Raw genomic sequence first — 20,655 nt, forward strand, 5'->3', positions numbered from 1 at the left:
TCGCCGCGCTGAGTGCCGAGATCCACGCAAGCAAAGGCGGCCGCAGAAACGGCCGCCTTCACGTCTCGTCTCGATCCGATGACTGCCGCTAGCCGCCGCTGCCGCCGATCACGGCCCGCACGGTCTCGTCGGGCCCGAAATCTTCGGCACCGTCGACATAGAGCAGCGCGGCGAGCTTGGAGCGCGCGCGATTGACGCGGCTCTTGATGGTGCCGACCGCGCAGCCGCAGATCGAAGCCGCGTCCTCGTAGGAGAAGCCCGAGGCACCGACCAGGATCAAGGCTTCGCGCTGGTCCTGCGGAAGCTTGTCGAGCGCGGTGCGGAATTCCTCGAACTCGAGATGCGCGTTCTGCGACGGCTGCGTCTTCAGCGTCTTGGCGTAATTGCCCTCGGCATCCTCGACCTCCCGCCGCCGCTTGCGATAGTCGGAGCGGAAAAGGTTGCGCAGGATCGTGAACAGCCACGCCGGCAGATTGGAGCCGGGCTGAAACGAGTCGATGTTGGCGAGCGCGCGCAGCAGCGTCTCCTGCACCAAATCATCGGCGCGGTCCGCATTGCCGCTGAGCGAGATGGCGAACGCGCGCAGACTCGGCACGGCCGCCAGGATGTCGTTACGCAGGGAGTCCGTGAGAGGCATTAATCCCTCCCATTGTTGTTGTCGTTGGAGCCCCCAGCAACATTCTCTTCGTGAGATCCGCCTCCCGGCGCGTCAAGCTTCTTGATGAGCTCCGCGAACCGGTCGGGAACCCCCTGCCGCACGACGTCGTCGTACATGGCGCGGAGCTGATGCCCGATCCGGGACTGGATCTCCGGAGTGAGCCCTCCCTTGCCGGGGGTCGTGCTTTTGCTGGCTTGAGATTTGAGATCTTTCATGACCTGTTCCACGTTTCCCCGAGTTAAGTGACTGTAAAATAGAGAAGTTTTCTCAACCGGGAGCCGTTCCCTGGATAGGCACAATGCGACGTGAGATAAAAAGTTCCGCGCCTTGCGGAACTTTTATTGGCCTGATGCGTAAACAGCCCAGCAGGGGAACCCGGGCCCCCCGCGTATCGCCTGACCTCAGGGTTGGATCTCAAGGCTGGCCCGAAGATGAATGGAGTGGGGATGTCCCGTTCACAGCTTGTTGCTGAACACTTGCCGCTGTTGCGCCGCTACGCCCGCGCCCTGACGGGCAGCCAGGCCTCCGGTGACGCCTATGTCGCAGCCATGTTGGAAGCCATGCTGGGAGATCCGTCGGTGCTCGACGAGAGCCATGGGCCGCGTGCCGGCCTGTTCCGGCTGTTCACCCAGATCTGGAATTCCGTCTCCGTCAACGATGATGCCGAGGTGACGACGCTGCCGATGCCGCCGGAGCGGCGGCTGTCGAACATCACGCCGCTGCCGCGGCAGGCCTTCCTGCTGCTCTCGCTCGAGGGATTTTCGGAAGAGGAAGTCGCCTACATCCTCGGCACCGACGTCGGCGAGACGCGCCGGCTAGCCGATGCCGCCGGACGCGAGATGGCGGCCGAGATCGCCACCGACGTGCTGATCATCGAGGACGAGACTTTCATCGCCATGGACCTCGAGAGCCTGGTGAAGAATCTCGGCCACAACGTCGTCGGCGTCGCGCGCACCCATGCCGATGCGGTGGCGCTGGCCAAGAACAAGCGGCCCGGCCTGATCCTCGCCGACATCCAGCTCGCCGACGGCTCGTCGGGCCTCGACGCCGTCAACGAGCTGCTGCGCACCTTCGAGGTGCCGGTGGTGTTCATCACCGCCTACCCCGAGCGCTTCCTCACCGGCGAGCGCCCCGAGCCGGCGTTCCTGATCTCGAAGCCGTTCCAGCCCGCGATGGTCTCCGCGGTGGCGAGCCAGGCGCTGTTCTTCCAGCGCAACTCGCGCAACCGCACGCCCAAGGCGCCTGCGGCGTAAGAAGACTCGATCTAACAAGAAAACGGCGCGCCGCAAGACGCGCCGTTTTTGTTTTGCCGGCACTTCTTTCAGCAGCCTCGGCAGACGCTGTTGACCTTGGCCTTTACCTTGGCCTCGTCCGCCCATGGTCCGCCCATCGGCTGCGTCCCGTCGAAAGTGATGAGGATGGTCACCCTCTGCAAATCGTCCTTCGTCTCGGCGGGCGGTTTCGGGAACGGCACGGATCGCTCGACCATAGCGAGCGTCTCTGCATCGAGAGGTGGGATTCCGGCACTTTCGACCAGCGTGTTCGAGATCAGTTTGCCTGACCGATCAACGACGAACGTGACGCCGGTATCGCCCCTCTGACCGATCGCCTCCGGCGGAAACCTCCTGTGGTGCCCTACATGTTCGGTAACCGCCTTGCGCCACGCGTCCATGGCGTCGGACGCCGCGAAGGCAGGCGTCGGCACGCTCGCCGCCAACCCGTAGGGTACCAGGTCGAAATGACGGCCGCTGAAGACCAGCGGCGCTATGAACGAGAATGTCTCCTCCTTCAGCTCTGATGGCGGTTCGGGAAACGGTTGGGCACGATCGAAGATTGTCAGCAAAGCAACATCGACCTGCCGAGAGCCGGAGCTCGCATCCAATGCCCGCGATATCAGCCTGCCGGACCGGTCGATGACGAACGTGATCTTGGCGCGGCCAGCTTGCCCCCGCCCATCGATCGTTTGTCCTCGCCCTTCAATTGGAAGCAGCTTGTTGCCGGCAATGTGTTTCGCCAGCGTTGCCTTCCAGGCGGTCGCGCGTTCGACCTGCAAATCCGACTGTGCATGTGCGGGGAACGCCGCCAACAATCCGAGAAACGCGGTCAGCAAGGGGAATTTCATCTGCATCGGGGCGGATAGTAGTCGCCATCAGGTTGATTGCAAGGCTCGCCACTCGTATCGCGTTCGCGATGTGGGTAGCTCGATGGGCTGGGAGCCCGCTTGACGGCGAGCAAATTGCCTCGTTGATACGTCGGACCGATGACACCCATAGCGACCTCAAGCCGCCAGGAGATTTCGCATCATGGACCAGCAACTGCTCGATCGCCTCGCCATCCGCGACCTCGTCGAAAACTGGGCGGTGTGGCGCGATGCCGGGGACTGGGAGCGTTTTGCAACGGTCTGGCACGAAGAGGGCTGGATGTCCGCGACCTGGTTTCAGGGACCGGCGCGGGATTTCATGCGCGTCAGCCAGGAGGGATTTGCCAAGGGCGTGCGCATCCTGCATTTCCTCGGCGGCACCAGTATCGATCTCGCGGGTGAGCGGGCCATTGCCCAAACCAAGATGACGATCTCGCAGCGGGCCCTGGTGCACGACGTGCTCTGCGACGTCGTCTGCACCGGCCGCTTCTACGATTTCCTGGAGAAGCGGCAGGGAAAATGGGGCATCGTCCGCCGCCAGCCGATCTATGAGAAGGACCGTATCGACCCGGTCGATCCCGCAGCATCCCTCCGCCTCAACCAGCAGGCGCTGGCCGCGTTGCCCGAAGGCTACCGCCATCTCGCCTACATGCAGGAGCTGATCGGCTACAAGGTCAAGCGCGACATGCCCGGCCTGATCGGGCCCGAGGTCGAGAAGCTCTATGCCGAAGGGCGGGAGTGGCTGGCGGGGAAGGCAAAGTGAGCCCCAGAAAAAAGTAAGGCGCGACTGGCATCACCACAGTCGCGCCCTACGTCGCCGGCTTATGGGGCAGGGGGGAATAGCCGGCTGTTGAGACGACTCTCGGGCGCGAAAGTCGTTCCAGGCGGTTGCAAAATTTTTTGTGCCGCCTGCGGTGATCTGCGCACACGGTTAAGTGATCTCAACGGCTGAGAACTCCCGGTCCTCTCGTCGCGTTGTTCCCGCGATCGCCATGGGGCGAGGGATATTTAGCCATGTCACAGATTCAAAAGATATTTTTGGGCGCCGTCGCAATTGCCGCGACGCTCGCTGCGGTGCAGGTCGGCGCGGTTCAGCTGGCCTCCGGCCACGATCTGGCCGACCGCTGGCAGGCGGTTGCCGACAAGCCGGACCACAACGTCAATCGCGCCAGCAAGGCCGACCGCCTCGCCGGGATCAAGCCGGCCCCGGTTCCCACCCGCACCGTGTCGATGCGGCTGAACGACCTTGCCGACACCTCGGTGCTGCTGCGGGTCCCCGCGGTGATTGAGACCGGCAACGCCAAGCCGCCGCCGATGCTGCTCAGGGACAAGGACCAGAAGCAGGGCCGCCACAAGCCGACGGTCGCCTGCGAGCCGATGGTCAGCTCGCTGACCGAGGTCGCAAGGCTGCTCCAGCCCGGTCGCTGCGTGACCTGATCGCCTCCGGCGGACGGACCGGCGTCATAGGGGCGCTCACATCCTCTTGATCCGTTGTCCAGTCGCGTTATATCCCGGCTTTCCCTTTTGATTGACCGGGTAAACGCATGACGACGTCAGATACGGCTGTGCATACGCAGCCCTTCCAGGCCGAGGTTTCCGAGCTGCTGCACCTCATGGTGCACTCCGTCTATTCGGAGACCGACATTTTCCTGCGCGAGCTCGTCTCCAACGCGTCGGACGCCTGCGACAAGCTGCGCTATGAGGCGATCGCAAGTCCCGCGTTGCTGGGCGAAGGCGACGCGCTCAAGATCCGCATCATCCCGCACAAGGCGGATGGAACGCTCACCATTGCCGACAACGGCATCGGTATGGAGCGGCAGGAGCTGATCGACCATCTCGGCACCATCGCCCGCTCCGGCACCAAGGCCTTCGTGTCGAAGCTGAAGGAGGCCAAGGACGGCCTCGGGCTGATCGGCCAGTTCGGCGTCGGCTTCTATTCGGCCTTCATGGTCGCCGACAGGATCGTCGTCATCAGCCGTCGCGCCGGCGAGAGCGACGTCTGGACCTGGACGTCCTCCGGCGGCTCCGGCTTCGAGATCGCGCGGGCGAGCGAGGCGGACGCGGCGCGTGTGGCGCGGGGCACCGAGATCGTCCTGCACCTCAAGGACGACGCCAAGAAATATCTCGAGACCTACGAGATCGAGCGCATCGTCAGCGCCTATTCCGACAACATCCTGTTCCCCATCGAGCTCGTGCCCGAAGAGGGTGAGCCGCGCCAGATCAACTCGGCGAGCGCGCTGTGGCAGCGCTCCAAATCCGAGCTGACGGCGGAAGACTACAAGAAGGCCTATCAGCAGATCGCCTCCGCCTTCGACGATCCCGCGATGACGCTGCACTACCGCGCCGAGGGCCGCTACTCCTACGCCGTGCTGCTGTTCGCGCCTTCGACCAAGCCGTTCGACCTGTTCGAGCCGAACCGCAAGGGCCGCGTCAAGCTCTATGTTCGCCGGGTCTTCATCACCGACGACGCCGACCTGCTGCCGGGCTATCTGCGCTTCATTCGCGGCGTGGTCGACAGCGAGGATCTGCCGCTCAACATCTCGCGCGAGATGCTCCAGAACAATCCTCAGCTGGCGCAGATCCGCAAGGCGGTCGCGACCCGTGTCGTGTCCGAGCTGGAAGGCCTTGCCGACAAGGACCCGGACAACTTTGCAAAGATCTGGGACGCCTTCGGCGCGGTGCTGAAGGAAGGCATCTACGAGGATTTCGAGCGGCGCGAAAAGCTGCTGGCGCTGTCCCGCTTCACCACGACCTCGGGCGAAAAGCGCTCGCTGAAGCAGATCATCGCCGATTTCAAGCCGAACCAGACCGAGATCTACTATCTCGTCGGCGACAGCATCGAGCGGCTGAAGTCCAATCCACGGCTGGAGGCGGCCACCGCGCGCGGCATCGAGGTGCTGCTGCTGTCCGATCCGGTTGACGCGTTCTGGACCTCGATGCCGTCGGAGTTCGACGGCAAGCCGCTGAAGTCGCTGAGCCAGGGCGATCTCAATCTCGACCTGATCCCGCGCGTCGACGCGGCGGACGAGGCGAAGAAGGACGAGCCTGAAGCGGACGAGGCCGCCACCATCGCGGTGATCAAGGCAGCGCTCGGCGAGCGCGTCAGCGACGTCAAGGCCTCGACGCGTCTCACCAGCTCCGCCTCCTGCCTCGTCGCCGACAGCCAGGGCCCGAGCCGCGAGCTCGAGCGCATCCTGTCGCAGCAGAACCGCGGCATGCGCACCAAGCCGATCCTCGAGATCAACCTGCGTCATCCCATGGTGAGCGCGATCACCAAGGCGCAGGCGGGCTCCAACACGGTCGATGATCTCAGCCTGCTCCTGCTCGAGCAGGCGCAGATCCTGGACGGTGAGCTGCCGGAGGATCCGGCCGCGTTTGCAGCGAGGCTGAACCGGCTGGTGCTGCAGGGGCTGGGCTGACGCCACGCACACAGACCGCGTAGGGTGGGCAAGGCGACTTGTCCGCCTAGCTCGAAGAGCGAAGGCGGAAGCGTGCCCACCGCATGCGCACCGTGATGCTGTCGCGGCGCCATGTCTCATCCGTTTCGCCGCGCGTCACAAGCGGGAGAGGTATGAACGAGAGCAATCGCTTCTTGCACGCCGTTGTGCCATATCGAAATGACATACCGCGTGCTGTTGTTACCGATTCGAGGAAATGTCCGATGCGCCTGCCGATTTTGACCCTGACCGCGATTGCCTCGCTGTTTGTCGCGGCGGACGCCAGCGCACAGACCTACGATCCACGCTACCCGGTATGCATGCACGTCTACTCGCCGGGCGGCTTCGGTGGCGGTGGCGGCGACTATTACGACTGCTCCTTCACCTCGCTGCCGCAGTGCCGCGCTACGGCCTCGGGCCGATCGGCCAGCTGCGACCTCAATCCCTATTACGCCTTCGACGAACCGCCGCCGCCTCCGCGCAAGCGTCACAGGAAGCAGCACTAGCGATCGGCGATGCGGCTCTGCGGGAGGCTTGTCATGCGCAGCTCATTCGCTCTGATGGTGATCGCCGGTGCGCTGATTGCGGCTGCGCCGGCGCAGGCGCAGACGTTCGATCCGCGCTATCCCGTCTGCATGCACGTCTATTCCGGCGCGAATGGCGGCGGTGGAGAATGGTACGACTGTTCCTTCATCTCGGTGCCGCAGTGCCGCGCCACGGCGTCAGGCCGCCCCGCGACCTGCGATCTCAACCCGTATTATCCGGTCAACGCGCCGTTGCCCCGCGCGCGCTACAGGCGCGGCGGCTAGCTCTGCGCGATCACCGCTCGCCGGGCCACCAGTTCGAGCGCGGATCTTTTGCGGAGATCTTTGTCGTGCGTAGCGCCACCAGATGGCTGCGCTTGTAGGGACGGCCCCCAAGCTCCGAGCACTGGCGGCAGCGCATGGCCCGCTCGAGCTCGTGGATCGGCGTCGACTTCCTCCGCCTGACGATGTCGAGTGCTACCGTCTGATGCGTCTCGCAGCCCAGGCACTTGACCTCAAGATAACAGTAGCTCGCGTTGAGTGCGTCGCCGAGCGTCGGTGAGGGCTGTGCGGGGCCCTGAAACCCCAGCATGCGCTGGTTCCAGGCCTCGCAGGCGAGACGATCGGCCTCCTTGCGGACCTCGGCAGCGCGTTCTGCCGCCGCCCGGACGGACGCACCATAAATTCGCTCGCGGGATTTGGTCGTCATGACGCGGCAAGATGCCCGCGCTCGGGATATTTCGGCAAGCCGCTAGGAATGGTGGGTGTGGATGGCCTGGACGCAATCCGCGTTCCGCGCCGCTACTCCTTCTTGATCCCCGACAATTCCACAACCTTGCGCCAGCGGTCGGTCTCCGCGCTCAGCATGCTGCCGAACTCGCCGGCGTTGCCGTGCAGCGGGATTGCGCCGAGCTCGGCGATGCGGGCCTTGATCTCGGCATCTGACAGCGCGGTGTCGATCTCGCGATTGAGCAGATCGACGATCTCGCGCGGCGTGTCGTGCGGCGCGCCGACGCCGTAGAAAGAGCTCGTCTCGTAGCCGGGCAGGGTGTCCGCGATCGGCGGCACGTCGGGCAGGATCTCCGAGCGCTCGCGCATGGTGACGCCGAGCGCGCGCAGCTTGCCGGCGCGCACCAGCTCGAACGACGAGGTGACGTTGTCGAACATGCCCTGGATCTGGCCGCTCATCACGTCGGTCAGGCCCGGCGCCGAGCCGCGATAGGGCACATGGGTGAACTGCACGCTGGCGAGGGACTTGAACAGCTCGCCGGACAGATGCAGCGAGGTGCCGATGCCGGACGAGGCGATCGACATCTTGCCCGGGTTGGCTTTGGCATAGGCGATGAAGTCGGCAATATTCTTCACCGGCAGGTCGTTGTTGACGACCAGCACCAGCGGAATGCGTGCGAGCCCGGCGACCGGCGCGATCGCCTTGGCGAAATCATACGGCAGCGAGCGATCGAACGAGGCGTTGATCGCATTCGCGGTCGAGGTCAGCAGCAGCGTGTAGCCGTCGGGCGCCGAGGTGATCACGGCCTGCGTCCCGATATTGCTGCCGGCGCCCGGCTTGTTCTCGACGACAAAGGTCTGGCCGAGCCGGTCGGACAGCCGCTGGCACAGCAGCCGCGACAGCACATCGGTCGCGCCGCCCGGCGCATAAGGCACGACCCATTTCACGCTGCGCGAGGGATAGGAGGGGTTGCCGATCGCAAAGGCGCGCGGCGTTGCGAGCGTGGCGACGGTGCAGGCAGCGGCCTGAAGGAAATGTCGTCTGGTGATCATGGAAGCCTCCACGAAGAAACAGAAGTTGCCGCACGCTCCTCTTCCTTCTCCCCGTGTGGGAGAAGGTGGCCGAAGCGCCGGATGAGGGGTTCTCTCCACTCGCAAGATTGTCTGTGTGGAGAGAGACCCCTCACCCGTCGCCTTGCGCGCGCCACCCTCTCCCACAAGGGGAGAGGGTAAGGATGCTCGCGCGGCTTCGTTACTTGGCTATCGCAAGAATTGCGCCAAGCCGCACGCCGATCCCGTCGGCTTGGTAAAGGATGACTGGAGTTAATCGCGCACTAACCGGCTTTTACCTTGTCTCTTAACACCTGGGCAGGGCGCGCGGGCTAAGCTGCCGCTACCTGCAGACACGTTCCGAAAGAATGAACGGCATGACCACCGGCGTCATTGAGCAACCAAAGGCCGCGCGTGCGCCTTCGGCTTCAAAGATCTGGCTGAAAGCCATCGAGCTCACGGCACGGATCGAGACGCTGCCGGGCCGCCTGTTCGCCGATGTCATCGACGATTGGGCGCAGCGCCAGCCGGACCGCATCGCACTGGTCGCGGAAGATACAACGCTCGACTACGACGGCCTGTCGAAGCGGATCAACCGCTATGCGCGCTGGGCACGCTCGGTCGGCGTCGCCAAGGGCGATACGGTTGCCCTGATCATGCCGAACGGCATCGACTATGTCGCGGCCTGGCTCGGCATCAGCCGGGTCGGCGGCGTGGCAGCGCTGATCAACACCAAGCTGGTCGGACAGTCGCTCGCGCATTGCATCGACGTCGCAAAACCCTCGCATATCATCGTTGCACATCAGCTCGCCGAGATGCTGGCGAGCGCAACGCCGCATCTGACGACGCAAGCCATGATCTGGACCCACGGCGATGCCCGCAGCGAGCGCGCCATCGACGTTGCGCTTGCCGCGCTCGACGGTGCGCCGCTGTCGCCGGACGAGCATGGCGACGTCATCATCGACGACCGCGCGCTGCTGATCTACACCTCCGGCACGACAGGCCTGCCGAAGGCCGCCAGCATCAGCCATCGTCGCATCCTCAACTGGGGTTTCTGGTTCGCAGGCCTCACCGGCGCCACGCCGCAGGACCGGCTCTATGACTGCCTGCCGCTGTTCCACTCGGTCGGCGGCATCGTCGCGCCGTGCAGCATGCTCGCCGCTGGCGGCTCGGTGGTGATCGCGGACAAATTCTCCGCCTCGAATTTCTGGCCCGACATCGTCCGTCACGACTGCACGCTGTTCCAGTATATCGGCGAGCTCTGCCGTTATCTGCTGAAAGCTCCGCCGTCGGAATACGAGAACCGGCATCGCCTGCGGCTCGCTTGCGGCAACGGCCTGCGCGGCGACATCTGGGAAGATTTCCAGGCGCGCTTCGCCATTCCGCGTATCCTCGAATTCTATGCGGCCACGGAAGGCAATTTCTCGCTGTTCAACGTCGAGGGCCAGCCGGGCGCGATCGGCCGTATCCCGCCGCTGCTCGCGCATCGGTTTCCGGCGAGCCTGGTCAAGCTCGATCCTGATAGCGCAGCGCCGCTGCGCAATGAAGATGGCTTTTGCATCGCCTGCGCCCGCGGCGAGGCCGGCGAAGCGATCGGCCGCATCGGCACGGCCGATGAAGGCGGTGGCCGCTTCGAAGGCTATACCGACGCCGGCGAGACCGAGAAGAAGATTCTCCGCGACGTGTTCGCCAAGGGCGATGCCTGGTTCCGGACCGGCGATCTGATGCGGCTCGACGACAAGGGCTTTTTCCATTTCGTCGATCGCATCGGCGATACCTTCCGCTGGAAGGGCGAGAATGTCGCGACCTCGGAGGTCAACGACGCCGTGCGCGATTTCACCGGCGTCATCGACGCCACCACCTACGGCGTTAGCATCCCCGATACCGATGGCCGCGCCGGCATGAGCGCCATCGTGGTGAACGAGGGTTTTGACATCGAAGCGCTGCCGGCGCATCTGACGCAGCGCCTGCCGGCCTATGCCCGGCCGGTCTTCATCCGCATCTCGCGCGAGCTCGATGCGACCGAGACCTTCAAGCAGAAGAAGGGCGAGCTGGCGCGGGAGGGATTTGATCCGGCTGCGATTTCCGATCCGCTGTTCATGCTCGACCCGCAATCCGGCGCCTATGCCGCGCTCGATTCAGAGGTGTACGCCAAGATCATCGAGGGCATGATCAGGCGGTAGAGGACTATGAGGCAACGCACCCACCACAAGACAGGTGCGCTCCCTCCCCCCTTGCGGGGGAGGGCGGGGAGAGGGGTAGCCCAGGAAAAGGTCTGTCGATCATCTCAGCAAAGTTCGTTCACCACGGAGAGAGTGCGTCGTGTGGCACCCCTCTCCCTGCCCCTCCCCCGCAAGGGGGGAGGGAATGCGGGCAACGTGCTCACCTCACGTATTCATCGCAAACCCGCGGAAATCGCCAGATAGGTCCAATTTTATCTGAATTGTCCAAGAAGCCATTTACTTCTGTCGGGTAAACAGAAGGCCATGGGGAGGCGGTCATCAAGAGCCGCCACAACACGAAATATCGATAACAAGAGCGAGCCAGCCATGTCGGTACGTTCCAAGGTCATTGAAGCGATCCAGCAGATCGCCAAAGAGCAGCACGTCACGCTTCCCGCCCTCTCCGACGATCTGTCCCTGCACGAGACGGGCTTCGACTCGCTCGCCTTCGCCATCCTGGTGGCGCGCCTCGAGGACGAGACCGGCGTCGACCCCTTCACCATTTCCGAGGACGCAGCGTTCCCCGCCACCGTGGGTGATTTCGTGCGGGCCTACGAAAATGTCCCCGCGTGAGATCTTTGCGCTCCGCGACCATCTCGGCGCGGAGCTGACCGGCCGCACGCTGTCGGACGCGCACCATGTCGTGTCGCTGACGGATATCCTGTCGCAGACGGTCCTCGGCGGCCGCCTGCGCGAATTGTCCGGCCGTGCCGTCTTGCTGAAATTGTCCGACCAGCTCCGGTCGGGCCTCGCCATGATCGAGCTCGACGGCATCGCCCGTCGCATGCTGCTGTGTCCGCCCGATCTCAACCCGGCGCATCTCGACGCGTTGATCGCCGATGCCGGGATCGACGCCGTCGTCACCGACGAGCCCGATCGCTGGACTGATGCCGGCGTGCCGCTGGTCGTCACCGCGCAATCGCCGCTTCAAGCCACCACGCCTGCCAGGACCGAGCGCGCCACCGAATGGCTGATGCTGACGTCGGGCACCTCGGGCGTGCCGAAAATCGCCGGCCATACGCTGGAAGCACTGACCGGCGCCATCGTCGCCGAAGGTCCCGCGAAGGGGCTCGCTCCGGTATGGGCGACGTTCTACGACATCCGCCGCTATGGCGGACTGCAGATATTCCTCCGCGCCATCCTCTCCGGCGGCTCCATGGTGCTGTCCGATCCGCATGAGGCGCTCGGTGATCACGTCGCGCGGCTGAATGCGTGCGGCGTCTCGCATATCTCCGGCACGCCCTCGCACTGGCGCAAGCTCTTGATGAGCGGCGCGGCCGCTCAGTTCGCCCCGCGCTATGTCCGCCTCTCCGGCGAGATCGCCGACCAGGCGGTGCTCGACGGCCTCAAGGCCGCGTTCCCGAATTCCTCCGTCGGCCATGCCTATGCCTCGACCGAGGCCGGCGTCGGCTTCGCGGTCAATGACGGGCTCGAAGGCTTTCCGGCCGACTATCTCGGCAACCGCAATGGCGTCGAGATGAAGGTCGTGGATGGCTCCTTGCGCATCCGCTCGACGCGCACGGCGCATGCCTATGTCGGGCGCAACGCCGCCGCGCTCACCGATGCCGACGGCTTCGTCGACAGCGGCGACATCGTTGAATTGCGCGGCGACCGCTATTATTTCGTCGGCCGCCGCGGCGGCATCATCAATATCGGTGGCCTGAAGGTCCATCCCGAGGAGATCGAGGCGGTGATCAATCGCCACCCTGATGTCAGGATGTCGCGGGCCAAATCGCGCAAGAGTCCGATTACCGGCGGCATCGTCGTCGCCGACGTGATCCTCACCGAAGGCACCGACCAGGCGCGCGTGAAGGAGATCCGCGACCAGATCCTGGAGCAGTGCCGCGCCCAGCTCGCGTCCCACAAGGTGCCGGCGGTGATCCGCTTCGTCGAGGCGCTCGACGTCACGCCGGCCGGCAAACTGGCGCGCACCGATGCATAATGTCCTCGTCACAGGCGGCAGCCGCGGCATTGGCCTTGCGATCGGCAAGCGCCTCGCCCGTGCCGGCTTCAACGTGATTGCGGCGGCGCGGCGCGAGAGCGACGAGCTCAAGGCGGCGATCGCCGAGTCCGAGGGACGCCTGCATTTCCGGGCCTGCGATCTCGCCGTGATCGACGCGATTCCCGCTTTCGCAAAGCTCGTGCGCGACGAGTTCGGCCCGATCTTTGGCCTCGTGAACAATGCCGGTCTCGGCACCGAGGGCCTGCTCGCGACCATGCACAATTCGGAGATCGAGGCGCTGGTGCAGCTCAACGTGCTGTCGCCGATCATCCTCACCAAATATGTCGCGCGCCAGATGATGGCCGATGGCACCGGCCGCATCATCAACATCTCCTCGATCATCGCGACGACAGGATATAACGGCCTCTCCGTCTACGGCGCGACCAAGGCGGCCGCGACCGGCTTCACCCGCTCGCTCGCGCGCGAGGTCGGCAAGCTCGGCATCACCGTGAATGCGATCGCGCCGGGCTTCATCGACACCGAGCTCACCCACAATCTTTCCGACGAAGGCCGCAAGCGTATCGCCGGCCGCAGCGCATTGCGCCGGTTGCCGGAGACGGACGACGTCGCGCGCATGGTGGAATATCTGCTCGGCGAGGGCGGCCGCAACGTGACCGGCACCGTGTTCACGATCGACGCGGGCAACACAGCGTAAACGGAACCCGTCTGCCGCAATTGCGTTGATCCGGCGCAATGACATTCAGCCGGATTTGGTCGTAAGATGCCCCGCAATCGATTGGGTTACGTCAATCGATCTGCCCTAATCGACAGGGAGCAGTCCATGACCGTGCGAGACATGACCGCTTCAACCCAGGACCGGACCGAGCAATCCGGCGCGAAGCCGGGCGACATTCATTGCCCGCCGATGACGAATCAGAATTCCGGCAGTCACGGCCATGAAATGTATCCGCAGCAATTCGTGCGGCTCGTCGGCTGCCATGACGCCTCGCTCGAGGCCCTGCGCAAGCGCGAGGACGAGAAGCTGCACTAGCGCCTACGGGCGCTCAAGCCCGATGCTTCGGCAGGTCAATCCGTTCGTGTGAGAATTCCGGCGGCCCCTCGATGAGGCGACGGATGCGGCGCTCGCGTTCGTCGGCCGCCAAGGCGGGATCGAGCAGCGCTTTGATCTCGTGCACCGCGATCTCCTCGATCCGCGTGGCGTCGGATGCGACCGAGTGCGCCGATGCCGGCGCAGCAGGCGCGATCTTCAGTCCGAGCTCCACCAGCTTGCAGATCGCAGCCGAGCGCGACAAATGATGGGCTTCGGCCCAGGCATCGACAGTTGCCGTCAGCCCTTCCGGCATTTTCACCGCGCTGATCGGGTCAAGCCCCGTGCGTCGCCGCACCGGCGCGTTGGGGTGGCTGTTGCTGAAGTCGGACACCTCGATCATCCCGCGTAGCCCCTGGAGATCCCGCCATCGTAAAGGTTGCCCGGGCCGGCTGTTTGACGTCGATCAATGATCGGCTGCGGCATTGCGGCGCGCTGCGATCTTGTTGTCCGGGCCGGTTTCGGCCAATGATCGAAAGCGGCGCCCGGCGAACCCGGATCGCTTCTGCCTCGTATCTCTCTCGGACGCTTCCCAACCATCCGGCATCACCCGATGACATCAGGCGACTCCTTCTACGGCGGCATTCCTGTCTTCCGCGGCTTCACCAGCCTGATGGACCCCGCGCTCTATGCGCCGCTGCCGGATGATTGGAGCATCGGCGTGGCTGACATCGTGGATTCGACCAAAGCGATCGCGGCGCAGCGCTACAAGGCGGTCAACATGGCCGGTGCCGCCGTGATCGCGGCGGTGACCAATGCGCTTGAGGGACGCGAATTTCCCTTCGTGTTCGGCGGCGACGGCGCGAGCTTTGCGGTCGCGCCTTCGGATCTCGGTGCTGCGCGCGAGGCACTGGCCGCTACCGCGACCTGGGTGCGCGAGGATCTCGACCTCAAGATGCGCGTCGCGCTGGTGCCGGTGAGCGCCATCCGCGCGCAGGGCCTCGACGTGCGCGTCGCGCGTTTCGGTCCGTCGGCGAATTTGTCCTATGCGATGTTCTCCGGCGGCGGGCTCGCCTTCGCCGATGCCGCGATGAAGCGCGGCGAGTTCGCGGTCGCGGAGGCACCGACGGGCACGCAGCCCGATCTCTCCGGCCTGTCCTGCCGCTTCGAGGTGATGCCGGCCGCGCGCGGCCTGATCCTGTCGGTGCTGGTGATGCCGGTGCGCGGCGCCGAGCCGGCGGCTTTCCGCAAGGTGATCGAGGATATCATCCACCTCGTCGAGCGCAGCCCGGATGGCGGCCGTCCCGTGCCGCCGCAGGGACCGCCGCTGAAATGGCCGCCGCAGGGGCTGGAATTCGAGGCCCGCACCAAGCGCGGCGGTCCGCTGCTGGCGCGCAGGGTCAGCGTGCTGGCCTATACGCTGTTCGTCTATCTGATCATGCGTTTCGACCTCGAGGTCGGCGGCTTCGTGCCCAAGGTCTACAAGCGCCAGGTGGTCGAGAACTCGGACTTCCGCAAATACGACGATGGCCTGCGCATGATCCTCGACTGCACGCCGCAGCTCGAGCGCGCCTTGAGCGAGCGTCTCGCAACCGCCGCCCGCGACGGCATCGTGCGCTACGGCCTCTACCAGCAGGACGCGGCGATGATGACCTGCTTCACGCCGTCGGCGCTACGCAGCGACCATGTCCACTTCATCGACGGCGCGCGAGGCGGCTACGCCTCGGCGGCGACGGCGCTGAAGGCGATGGTGGCGGCGGGTTAAGGCATGATCCTGAAAAGTGCGAAGCGGTTTTCCGAAAAGATCATGCTCAAACAACAACCTAAAGCGCGATGCGATTCATCCCAATCTCATCGCGCTTTAGCGGCGGGTCCAGGTCTCGCCGCCGCAGAGCGCGCCGACGCAGCCCTCGACCCGCAGCGAATCCGCGCCAGTGACCGTGACGCTGCTCGCATAGGTGCTGCCGTCGTCGGCATTGTAGATCTGGCCCGACCATTTGTTCGGTCCTGACGGCTGCATGCCGTTGAACAGCGGCAGGCCGATCATCGGGCGCCTCGCGAGCGCGGGATTGGGGTTCTTGCTGTCGGTGGCGGGCTGGCCGGTCGCGGTGTCCATGGGCTCGCGCAGCCAGACGATGCGGCCGCAGATGCCGCCGCCGCACTTGCTGATCTTCACGCGCGCATCACCCGCCTGGGTGAGCCAGGTCCCGTCGGCGCTCTGCGCGTGGGCGGAAGGCGTGCCGAACAGTGCAGCCAAAATGATGGAAGGAATCGCGAATCTGGTGAGCATGGAGAGAGCCCCGAAAAATGGAGGCGCTTCCATAGCAGCCCGGCAGGATAGCGCAACGCTGGATGGAATCACATTCCCGCGTTTCCCTGCCTGCGCTTAGTCGCCTGCGCTCATTTGCCCCAGCGCGCGAAGGCGACCGAGGCCGCGGTCGAAATCCCGAACACGACCATGGCGCCGCCGACCAGCGCGAACAGGGTCCAGGCCGGTGCCTGCGCCGTCATCAGGCCGACGCCCCCGATCGCGACGATCAAAAGGCGCGCGGTGGAAGCCAGCACGGGGCCGCCGACGCGCGCCGCGCCCTGCGAGGAGAAATACAGCGACACGCCCATGCCGAAGAACACGAACGCCGGTCCGGCCCAGTGGAAATAGCTGTGGGCGGCGGCGGTGACGCCGGGATCACGCGTGAAAAGTGATACCCACAAGGCGGGATCGAGCGCGACGACGAGGCCGATCAGCCCGACCGTGAGTCCGGAAGCAGCAGCCGCGGTCCAGGCCACCCGCCGCGCGCGCTTGATATGTCCGGCGCCCATCGCCATGCCGACCATCGGCACCGAGGCGATGCCGAAGGCGAAGGTGATCGGGATCAGCAAGAATTCCAGCCGCGAGCCGATGCCGTAACCGGCCAGCATCTCGGTGCCGAAGGTCGCCAGGATTTTTGTGAAGATCAAAATGGTGAGCACGGTCTGGAGCGGCGACAGGCAGGCCACCGCGCCGACTTTGAGAATGTCCAGGAACATCGCGCGCTCGAACTGGAAGGCGCGAAAATTCAGCGGCAGCCGGCTGCGACCAGACAGGAGATACCAGAGAAAGAAGACCGCGGCGCAGCTGAACGCGAGCAGCTGGCCGCTCGCAACGCCGGGCATGCCGAATTGCGGCACGCCGAACAGGCCGAGGCCCAGCGTGCCGCCGACCGCAATCTGGAGCACGCTCGCGCCGATCAGCGTCATCGAGGGCAGGCGCATGTCGCCGGTGCCGCGGATCACCGAGGCCAGCGTGTTGACGAGCCAGATCGCGATCGCGCCCGAGAACAGCACCTGCGAATAGCCGCAGGCTTCCTCGAGCACGCGCTCGCGCCCGCCGAGCAGGGTGAAGAACGAGCGGCCGAAGGCGAGCATCATCGCCGTGAAGAACAGTCCGCCGCAGAGGCCGATGATGGCGGCATGCAGCGCCAGCGTCGCGGCGCGGTCGCGATTCCCGGCGCCGAGCGCGCGGCTGATCGCGGAGGAGACCCCGCCGCCCATCGCGCCCGCGCTCATCATCTGCGTCAGCATCGCGAACGGAAAAACGAGGGCGATGGCGGCGAGCGGGATGATGCCGAGCCGGCCGATATAGGAGGTCTCGGCGATCGCAACCAGCGTGCTGCCGACCATCGCGATCATGTTGGGGATCGCAAGCCGGAGCAGCGTCGGCAGGATCGGCGCCGTCAGCAGGCTCGCGATGGGGGAGGCGACCGGAGCATGCGGCGGCGCGGCGTCTATCGGGGCGTCGATCGTCATGTCTCACCGGACGGAATATTGGATGACGAGCGACATATTATAGGGCGCCCGCGCCGGTGCCAGCCCTCCGTTCACGCAGGGCTCACCACGGCAGGCCGCATAGGTCGATGGTGCCGAGCGTCGGCGCGCGGACGATGTCGAAGACGTAGGGCGCCATGTACTCGAAGCGGATCCGCCCCTCCGGCTGCTCGCAATAGACCTCGCCCTTGAAGGGCTGCCATCTGCGGGCCTCGTAGAACGCGAAATTGTGCGGCTCGCAGAACAGGAGCCCGAAGCGGACCGCCTCGTTGGCGCGCATGGTATGGACGGCTGCGTCGATGGCCATGGTGGCATAGCCGCGGCCGCGCCGGTCCTCGCGTGTGCAGACGCCGCCGATGCCGCCGACATGGAGCTTCTGTCCGTTCCAGGTGACGGTGCGGAAGTAGACACCGACGTGGCAGACGAGACCGTCCTCGGGCGTCTCGAGCAGCACGCGAAGATGGGCATTGTCCCATTTGACGTGAGCCCAGGGCTTGCCCGCGATCATCTGCGGTCCCCAGACCGCCTGATGCAGCGGCGCGGCGATCGGCCATGAGGCGTCGCCGTTCAAAATGTCGATCTCGATGCTCATGGCGTCCCTTCAAAGCTCCGCTTCGTGGCGCGCTTGTTCTGTCTTAAGCGCCTCAAAGGCAATGATATTTTATGGCGAACCGCAGGCTTGATCGACCGCGGCCCGTTGCGACGAATTGGTGCATTCGGGCGAAGTCACCCCATCACGCGTTTTCGCAAATTCTGAGGTATTTAATGCTGGCGGAACCTTCTATAAGGGGTGACCGTTAGAACTCGTTCCCCACCAGTTGCGGACAAGAAGCCATGACCTTTACGCTGCCCCCACTCCCCTACGCCTATGACGCCCTCGGCCAGTACATGTCGAAGGAGACGCTGGAATATCATCACGACAAGCATCATCAGGCCTACGTCACCAACGGCAATAACGCGCTCAAGGGGACCGAATGGGAAGGCAAGTCCCTTGAGGAGATCGTCAAGGGCTCGTTCGGCAAGAACCCCGCGGTGTTCAACAACGCCGGCCAGCACTACAACCACATCCACTTCTGGAGCTGGATGAAGCCCAATGGCGGCGGCACCAAGCTGCCGGGCAAGCTCGAGAAGAAGATCAACGAAGACCTCGGCGGCTTCGAGAAGTTCAAGACCGACTTCCAGGCGGCCGGCGTCGGCCAGTTCGGCTCCGGCTGGTGCTGGCTCCAGGTCAAGAACGGCAAGCTCGAGATCTCCAAGACCCCGAACGGCGAGAATCCGCTGGTGCACGGCGCCACGCCGATCCTCGGCTGCGACGTCTGGGAGCACTCCTACTACATCGACTATCGCAATCGCCGCCCCGACTATCTCAAGGCGTTCGTCGAGAACCTCGTGAACTGGGAATACGTCGAGTCCCTGTTCGACAAGGCGTAAGCCTTCCTCGTCATTCCGGGGCGGCGCGTCAGCGCCGAGCCCGGAATCCATCGGGCGTCAGTCCGTGTGGATGAATGGATTCCGGGCTCGCACTTCGTGCGCCCCGGAATGACAACAAAGGCGGTCGCATAAGCGGCCGCCTTTTTGCCGTGCGGAATTGACTGATTGAACGAGTCCTGCGCCGTGCGCGCACGGGTCTGTCATCACGCCGTTTGCATCGGGGGAACACCGCCCTTAATCAGGACGGGCATCACCTTCGATCCGACCGAGCCCGTTGTCAGACCCTTCCCCGAAAGACCCGGCGCCTGCCGAGGACGCGGAGTCCGAGCCGCGGCCGGGACGCGTGCGCAAGCCGATCGGCTGGTCGACCATCATCATCGCCGCGCTGGTGGCGGTGAGCGCAGGCCTGGTCTGGCGGCGCGACGGGACGGCCGGCGTTCTCGACATCCTCACCCATGACCTGTCGCTGTTCGGCGGCATCCTGCCTCGGGTGCTGGCGGGCTGCCTGTTAGGGGCCTTCATCTCGGAGATCCTGCCGCACGAGAAGGTCTCGCGCGCGCTCGGGCCGAAATCCGGCCTGATGGGGCTTCTGATCGGCACCGCCTTCGGCGCGATCCTGCCCGGCGGACCCTTCACCGCCTATCCCGTGGCGAGCGCGCTGCTTGCGGTCGGCGCCGATTTCGGCGCCACCATCGCCATGGTCGTGAGCTGGACCCTGATCGGCTACGGCCGGGCGGTCGCCTGGGAGATCCCGATCATGGGCACCGATTTCACGCTGTGGCGGATTTTGATCTCGCTGCCGTTGCCGGTGCTCGCCGGTGCGCTCGGCCGTTTCGTTTATGTCCGGGTCTATCCGAAGCGCGAAAGCGACGAGGACGCGGCATGAGCGCGGCGCTCCTGATCGACATCCTGCTCTGGGGCTCGGTTTTCGGCGTCGGCCTGATCGCCTTCCGCCGCGGCCCTCCGGTGTTCAAGGCCTCGCTGCGCGAGGGCTCGATGGACTTCATCAACATCGTGCCTCGGATCGCGCTCGGCGTGATCGGCTCCGGCTACATCGCCGCCATCATCCCGCAGGAGGTGATCACCGGCTGGCTCGGCCCGGACTCTGGCTGGCTCGGGGTTGCGACCGCGGTGGTCGCCGGCGCCGCCACCCCCGGCGGCCCGGTGATCGGCTTCTCCATCGGCACGGTGGCGCTGAAATCCGGCGGCGGGGTGCCGCAGGTGGTCGCCTATGTCGTCGCCTGGGCCCTGTTCGCCTTCCAGCGGGTGATTTTGTGGGAAATCCCGTTCATGCCGGCCCGTTTCGTCTGGTTCCGCTGCGCGGTGTCGGTGCCGTTTCCCTTCGTGGCGGCCGCCATCGCCATGGTGATCGGCAAGCCCTGAGTGGGCCGTGGACAGCCGTAATGTTATAATATAACGTCCTCGAATGGTTCCCGCCGCGTCCCACGCCCACCATCACGACCATGCTCATGGGCATTCCCAAGGTCATTCTCATGACCATTCGCATGGGCACGACCACACCCATGCTCATGTCCACGATGCGACCTCGCCGCATCCGGCCCAGGACGCACCCTGGTCGATTCTGCGGATGACCATGGCCGGGCGCCTTGCGGCCGCATTGGCGGTCTGCGCCGTGCTCTGGGCCATTGTCTTCCTGGCGATGAGGTGAT

General features: G+C 65.0%; 25 protein-coding genes. 16 read left to right on the plus strand and 9 right to left on the minus strand.

Annotated features, from left to right (window positions below; all coding sequences use genetic code 11):
- Window positions 1-88: 88 nt before the first annotated feature.
- The gene (locus QA642_RS05485) at window positions 89-637 is read right to left on the minus strand and encodes a sigma-70 family RNA polymerase sigma factor (RefSeq protein ID WP_018316216.1); all 549 of its coding nucleotides are present in this window, start codon (window positions 635-637) and stop codon (window positions 89-91) included.
- Window positions 637-873 (minus strand): NepR family anti-sigma factor, encoded by a 237-nt coding sequence (locus QA642_RS05490; protein WP_283083745.1) that lies wholly within the window; start codon window positions 871-873, stop codon window positions 637-639. Before QA642_RS05490 ends, QA642_RS05485 begins: the two co-directional genes overlap by 1 nt.
- A 231-nt stretch (window positions 874-1,104) precedes the next feature.
- Between QA642_RS05490 and QA642_RS05495 the strand changes: the two genes are divergently transcribed.
- On the plus strand, window positions 1,105-1,911 hold the full coding sequence (locus QA642_RS05495; protein ID WP_027562863.1) for a response regulator: 807 nt from the start codon (window positions 1,105-1,107) through the stop codon (window positions 1,909-1,911).
- A 68-nt stretch (window positions 1,912-1,979) separates the two neighbouring features.
- Here QA642_RS05495 and QA642_RS05500 read toward each other — a convergent pair whose 3' ends face one another.
- Complete coding sequence (locus tag QA642_RS05500) at window positions 1,980-2,768, minus strand: energy transducer TonB (RefSeq protein ID WP_283083746.1); 789 nt, start codon at window positions 2,766-2,768, stop codon at window positions 1,980-1,982.
- 193 nt (window positions 2,769-2,961) lie between these two features.
- Between QA642_RS05500 and QA642_RS05505 the strand changes: the two genes are divergently transcribed.
- The 5 genes from QA642_RS05505 to QA642_RS05525 all read left to right on the plus strand — a co-directional run bounded on the left by QA642_RS05505 (window position 2,962) and on the right by QA642_RS05525 (window position 7,044).
- Window positions 2,962-3,561: a nuclear transport factor 2 family protein gene (locus QA642_RS05505; protein WP_283083747.1), complete on the plus strand. Its 600-nt coding sequence runs from the start codon at window positions 2,962-2,964 to the stop codon at window positions 3,559-3,561.
- Between the two features lie 251 nt (window positions 3,562-3,812).
- Complete coding sequence (locus tag QA642_RS05510) at window positions 3,813-4,235, plus strand: hypothetical protein (protein WP_283083748.1); 423 nt, start codon at window positions 3,813-3,815, stop codon at window positions 4,233-4,235.
- Window positions 4,236-4,342: 107 nt separating this feature from the next.
- Window positions 4,343-6,217, plus strand: coding sequence for a molecular chaperone HtpG (gene htpG / locus QA642_RS05515; protein WP_283083749.1), 1,875 nt, complete (start codon window positions 4,343-4,345; stop codon window positions 6,215-6,217).
- Between the two features lie 242 nt (window positions 6,218-6,459).
- On the plus strand, window positions 6,460-6,741 hold the full coding sequence (locus QA642_RS05520; RefSeq protein ID WP_283083750.1) for a DUF3551 domain-containing protein: 282 nt from the start codon (window positions 6,460-6,462) through the stop codon (window positions 6,739-6,741).
- Between the two features lie 33 nt (window positions 6,742-6,774).
- Window positions 6,775-7,044: a DUF3551 domain-containing protein gene (locus QA642_RS05525; RefSeq protein ID WP_283083751.1), complete on the plus strand. Its 270-nt coding sequence runs from the start codon at window positions 6,775-6,777 to the stop codon at window positions 7,042-7,044.
- A 10-nt stretch (window positions 7,045-7,054) separates the two neighbouring features.
- On the opposite strand, the gene QA642_RS05530 is transcribed toward QA642_RS05525, so the two are convergent.
- Both QA642_RS05530 and QA642_RS05535 read right to left on the minus strand, forming a co-directional pair.
- Window positions 7,055-7,468, minus strand: a complete 414-nt coding sequence (locus QA642_RS05530) for a hypothetical protein (RefSeq protein WP_283083752.1) — start codon at window positions 7,466-7,468, stop codon at window positions 7,055-7,057.
- A gap of 92 nt (window positions 7,469-7,560) precedes the next feature.
- A complete protein-coding gene (locus QA642_RS05535) occupies window positions 7,561-8,541 on the minus strand; it encodes a tripartite tricarboxylate transporter substrate binding protein (RefSeq protein ID WP_283083753.1) in 981 nt (326 codons plus the stop codon).
- A 365-nt stretch (window positions 8,542-8,906) separates the two neighbouring features.
- On the opposite strand from QA642_RS05535, the gene QA642_RS05540 reads away from it, so the two are divergent.
- From QA642_RS05540 to QA642_RS05560, 5 genes are all read left to right on the plus strand, one after another.
- Window positions 8,907-10,721, plus strand: a complete 1,815-nt coding sequence (locus QA642_RS05540; protein ID WP_283083754.1) for a long-chain-acyl-CoA synthetase — start codon at window positions 8,907-8,909, stop codon at window positions 10,719-10,721.
- A gap of 366 nt (window positions 10,722-11,087) precedes the next feature.
- Window positions 11,088-11,333, plus strand: a complete 246-nt coding sequence (locus QA642_RS05545) for an acyl carrier protein (protein WP_015688794.1) — start codon at window positions 11,088-11,090, stop codon at window positions 11,331-11,333.
- Window positions 11,320-12,702: a fatty acid--CoA ligase family protein gene (locus tag QA642_RS05550; protein WP_283083755.1), complete on the plus strand. Its 1,383-nt coding sequence runs from the start codon at window positions 11,320-11,322 to the stop codon at window positions 12,700-12,702. Before QA642_RS05545 ends, QA642_RS05550 begins: the two co-directional genes overlap by 14 nt.
- A complete protein-coding gene (locus QA642_RS05555) occupies window positions 12,695-13,417 on the plus strand; it encodes an SDR family NAD(P)-dependent oxidoreductase (RefSeq protein ID WP_283083756.1) in 723 nt (240 codons plus the stop codon). Before QA642_RS05550 ends, QA642_RS05555 begins: the two co-directional genes overlap by 8 nt.
- Window positions 13,418-13,543: 126 nt before the next feature.
- Window positions 13,544-13,753 (plus strand): hypothetical protein, encoded by a 210-nt coding sequence (locus QA642_RS05560; protein ID WP_283083757.1) that lies wholly within the window; start codon window positions 13,544-13,546, stop codon window positions 13,751-13,753.
- A 13-nt stretch (window positions 13,754-13,766) separates the two neighbouring features.
- Here the strand turns inward: QA642_RS05560 and QA642_RS05565 are convergent, their stop codons facing one another.
- Entirely contained in the window at window positions 13,767-14,153 is a 387-nt protein-coding gene (locus QA642_RS05565) for a hypothetical protein (protein WP_283083758.1), read from the minus strand.
- A 210-nt stretch (window positions 14,154-14,363) separates the two neighbouring features.
- On the opposite strand from QA642_RS05565, the gene QA642_RS05570 reads away from it, so the two are divergent.
- On the plus strand, window positions 14,364-15,515 hold the full coding sequence (locus tag QA642_RS05570) for a DUF3095 domain-containing protein (protein ID WP_283083759.1): 1,152 nt from the start codon (window positions 14,364-14,366) through the stop codon (window positions 15,513-15,515).
- Between the two features lie 96 nt (window positions 15,516-15,611).
- Here the strand turns inward: QA642_RS05570 and QA642_RS05575 are convergent, their stop codons facing one another.
- The 3 genes from QA642_RS05575 to QA642_RS05585 form a co-directional block, all read right to left on the minus strand.
- Window positions 15,612-16,040, minus strand: a complete 429-nt coding sequence (locus QA642_RS05575; RefSeq protein WP_283083762.1) for a DUF2147 domain-containing protein — start codon at window positions 16,038-16,040, stop codon at window positions 15,612-15,614.
- A 110-nt stretch (window positions 16,041-16,150) separates the two neighbouring features.
- Window positions 16,151-17,536 carry an MATE family efflux transporter gene (locus QA642_RS05580; RefSeq protein ID WP_283083763.1) on the minus strand — a complete coding sequence of 462 codons (1,386 nt, stop codon included), beginning with the start codon at window positions 17,534-17,536 and terminating at the stop codon, window positions 16,151-16,153.
- Window positions 17,537-17,618: 82 nt separating this feature from the next.
- On the minus strand, window positions 17,619-18,146 hold the full coding sequence (locus tag QA642_RS05585) for a GNAT family N-acetyltransferase (RefSeq protein WP_283083764.1): 528 nt from the start codon (window positions 18,144-18,146) through the stop codon (window positions 17,619-17,621).
- 242 nt (window positions 18,147-18,388) lie between these two features.
- Here QA642_RS05585 and QA642_RS05590 point away from each other — a divergent pair, with 242 nt between their 5' ends.
- The 4 genes from QA642_RS05590 (at window position 18,389) to QA642_RS05605 (ending at window position 20,654) form a co-directional block, all read left to right on the plus strand.
- Window positions 18,389-18,985 carry a superoxide dismutase gene (locus QA642_RS05590; protein WP_026312923.1) on the plus strand — a complete coding sequence of 199 codons (597 nt, stop codon included), beginning with the start codon at window positions 18,389-18,391 and terminating at the stop codon, window positions 18,983-18,985.
- Between the two features lie 274 nt (window positions 18,986-19,259).
- Window positions 19,260-19,871, plus strand: a complete 612-nt coding sequence (locus QA642_RS05595) for a permease (RefSeq protein ID WP_283083765.1) — start codon at window positions 19,260-19,262, stop codon at window positions 19,869-19,871.
- Window positions 19,868-20,368, plus strand: a complete 501-nt coding sequence (locus QA642_RS05600) for a hypothetical protein (RefSeq protein WP_008138982.1) — start codon at window positions 19,868-19,870, stop codon at window positions 20,366-20,368. The genes QA642_RS05595 and QA642_RS05600 overlap by 4 nt, the downstream gene beginning before the upstream one ends.
- Window positions 20,369-20,411: 43 nt before the next feature.
- A complete protein-coding gene (locus QA642_RS05605) occupies window positions 20,412-20,654 on the plus strand; it encodes a hypothetical protein (protein WP_283083766.1) in 243 nt (80 codons plus the stop codon).
- Window position 20,655 lies beyond the last annotated feature (1 nt).

This window comes from Bradyrhizobium sp. CB2312 (assembly GCF_029714425.1).
Classification (GTDB): Bacteria; Pseudomonadota; Alphaproteobacteria; order Rhizobiales; family Xanthobacteraceae; genus Bradyrhizobium.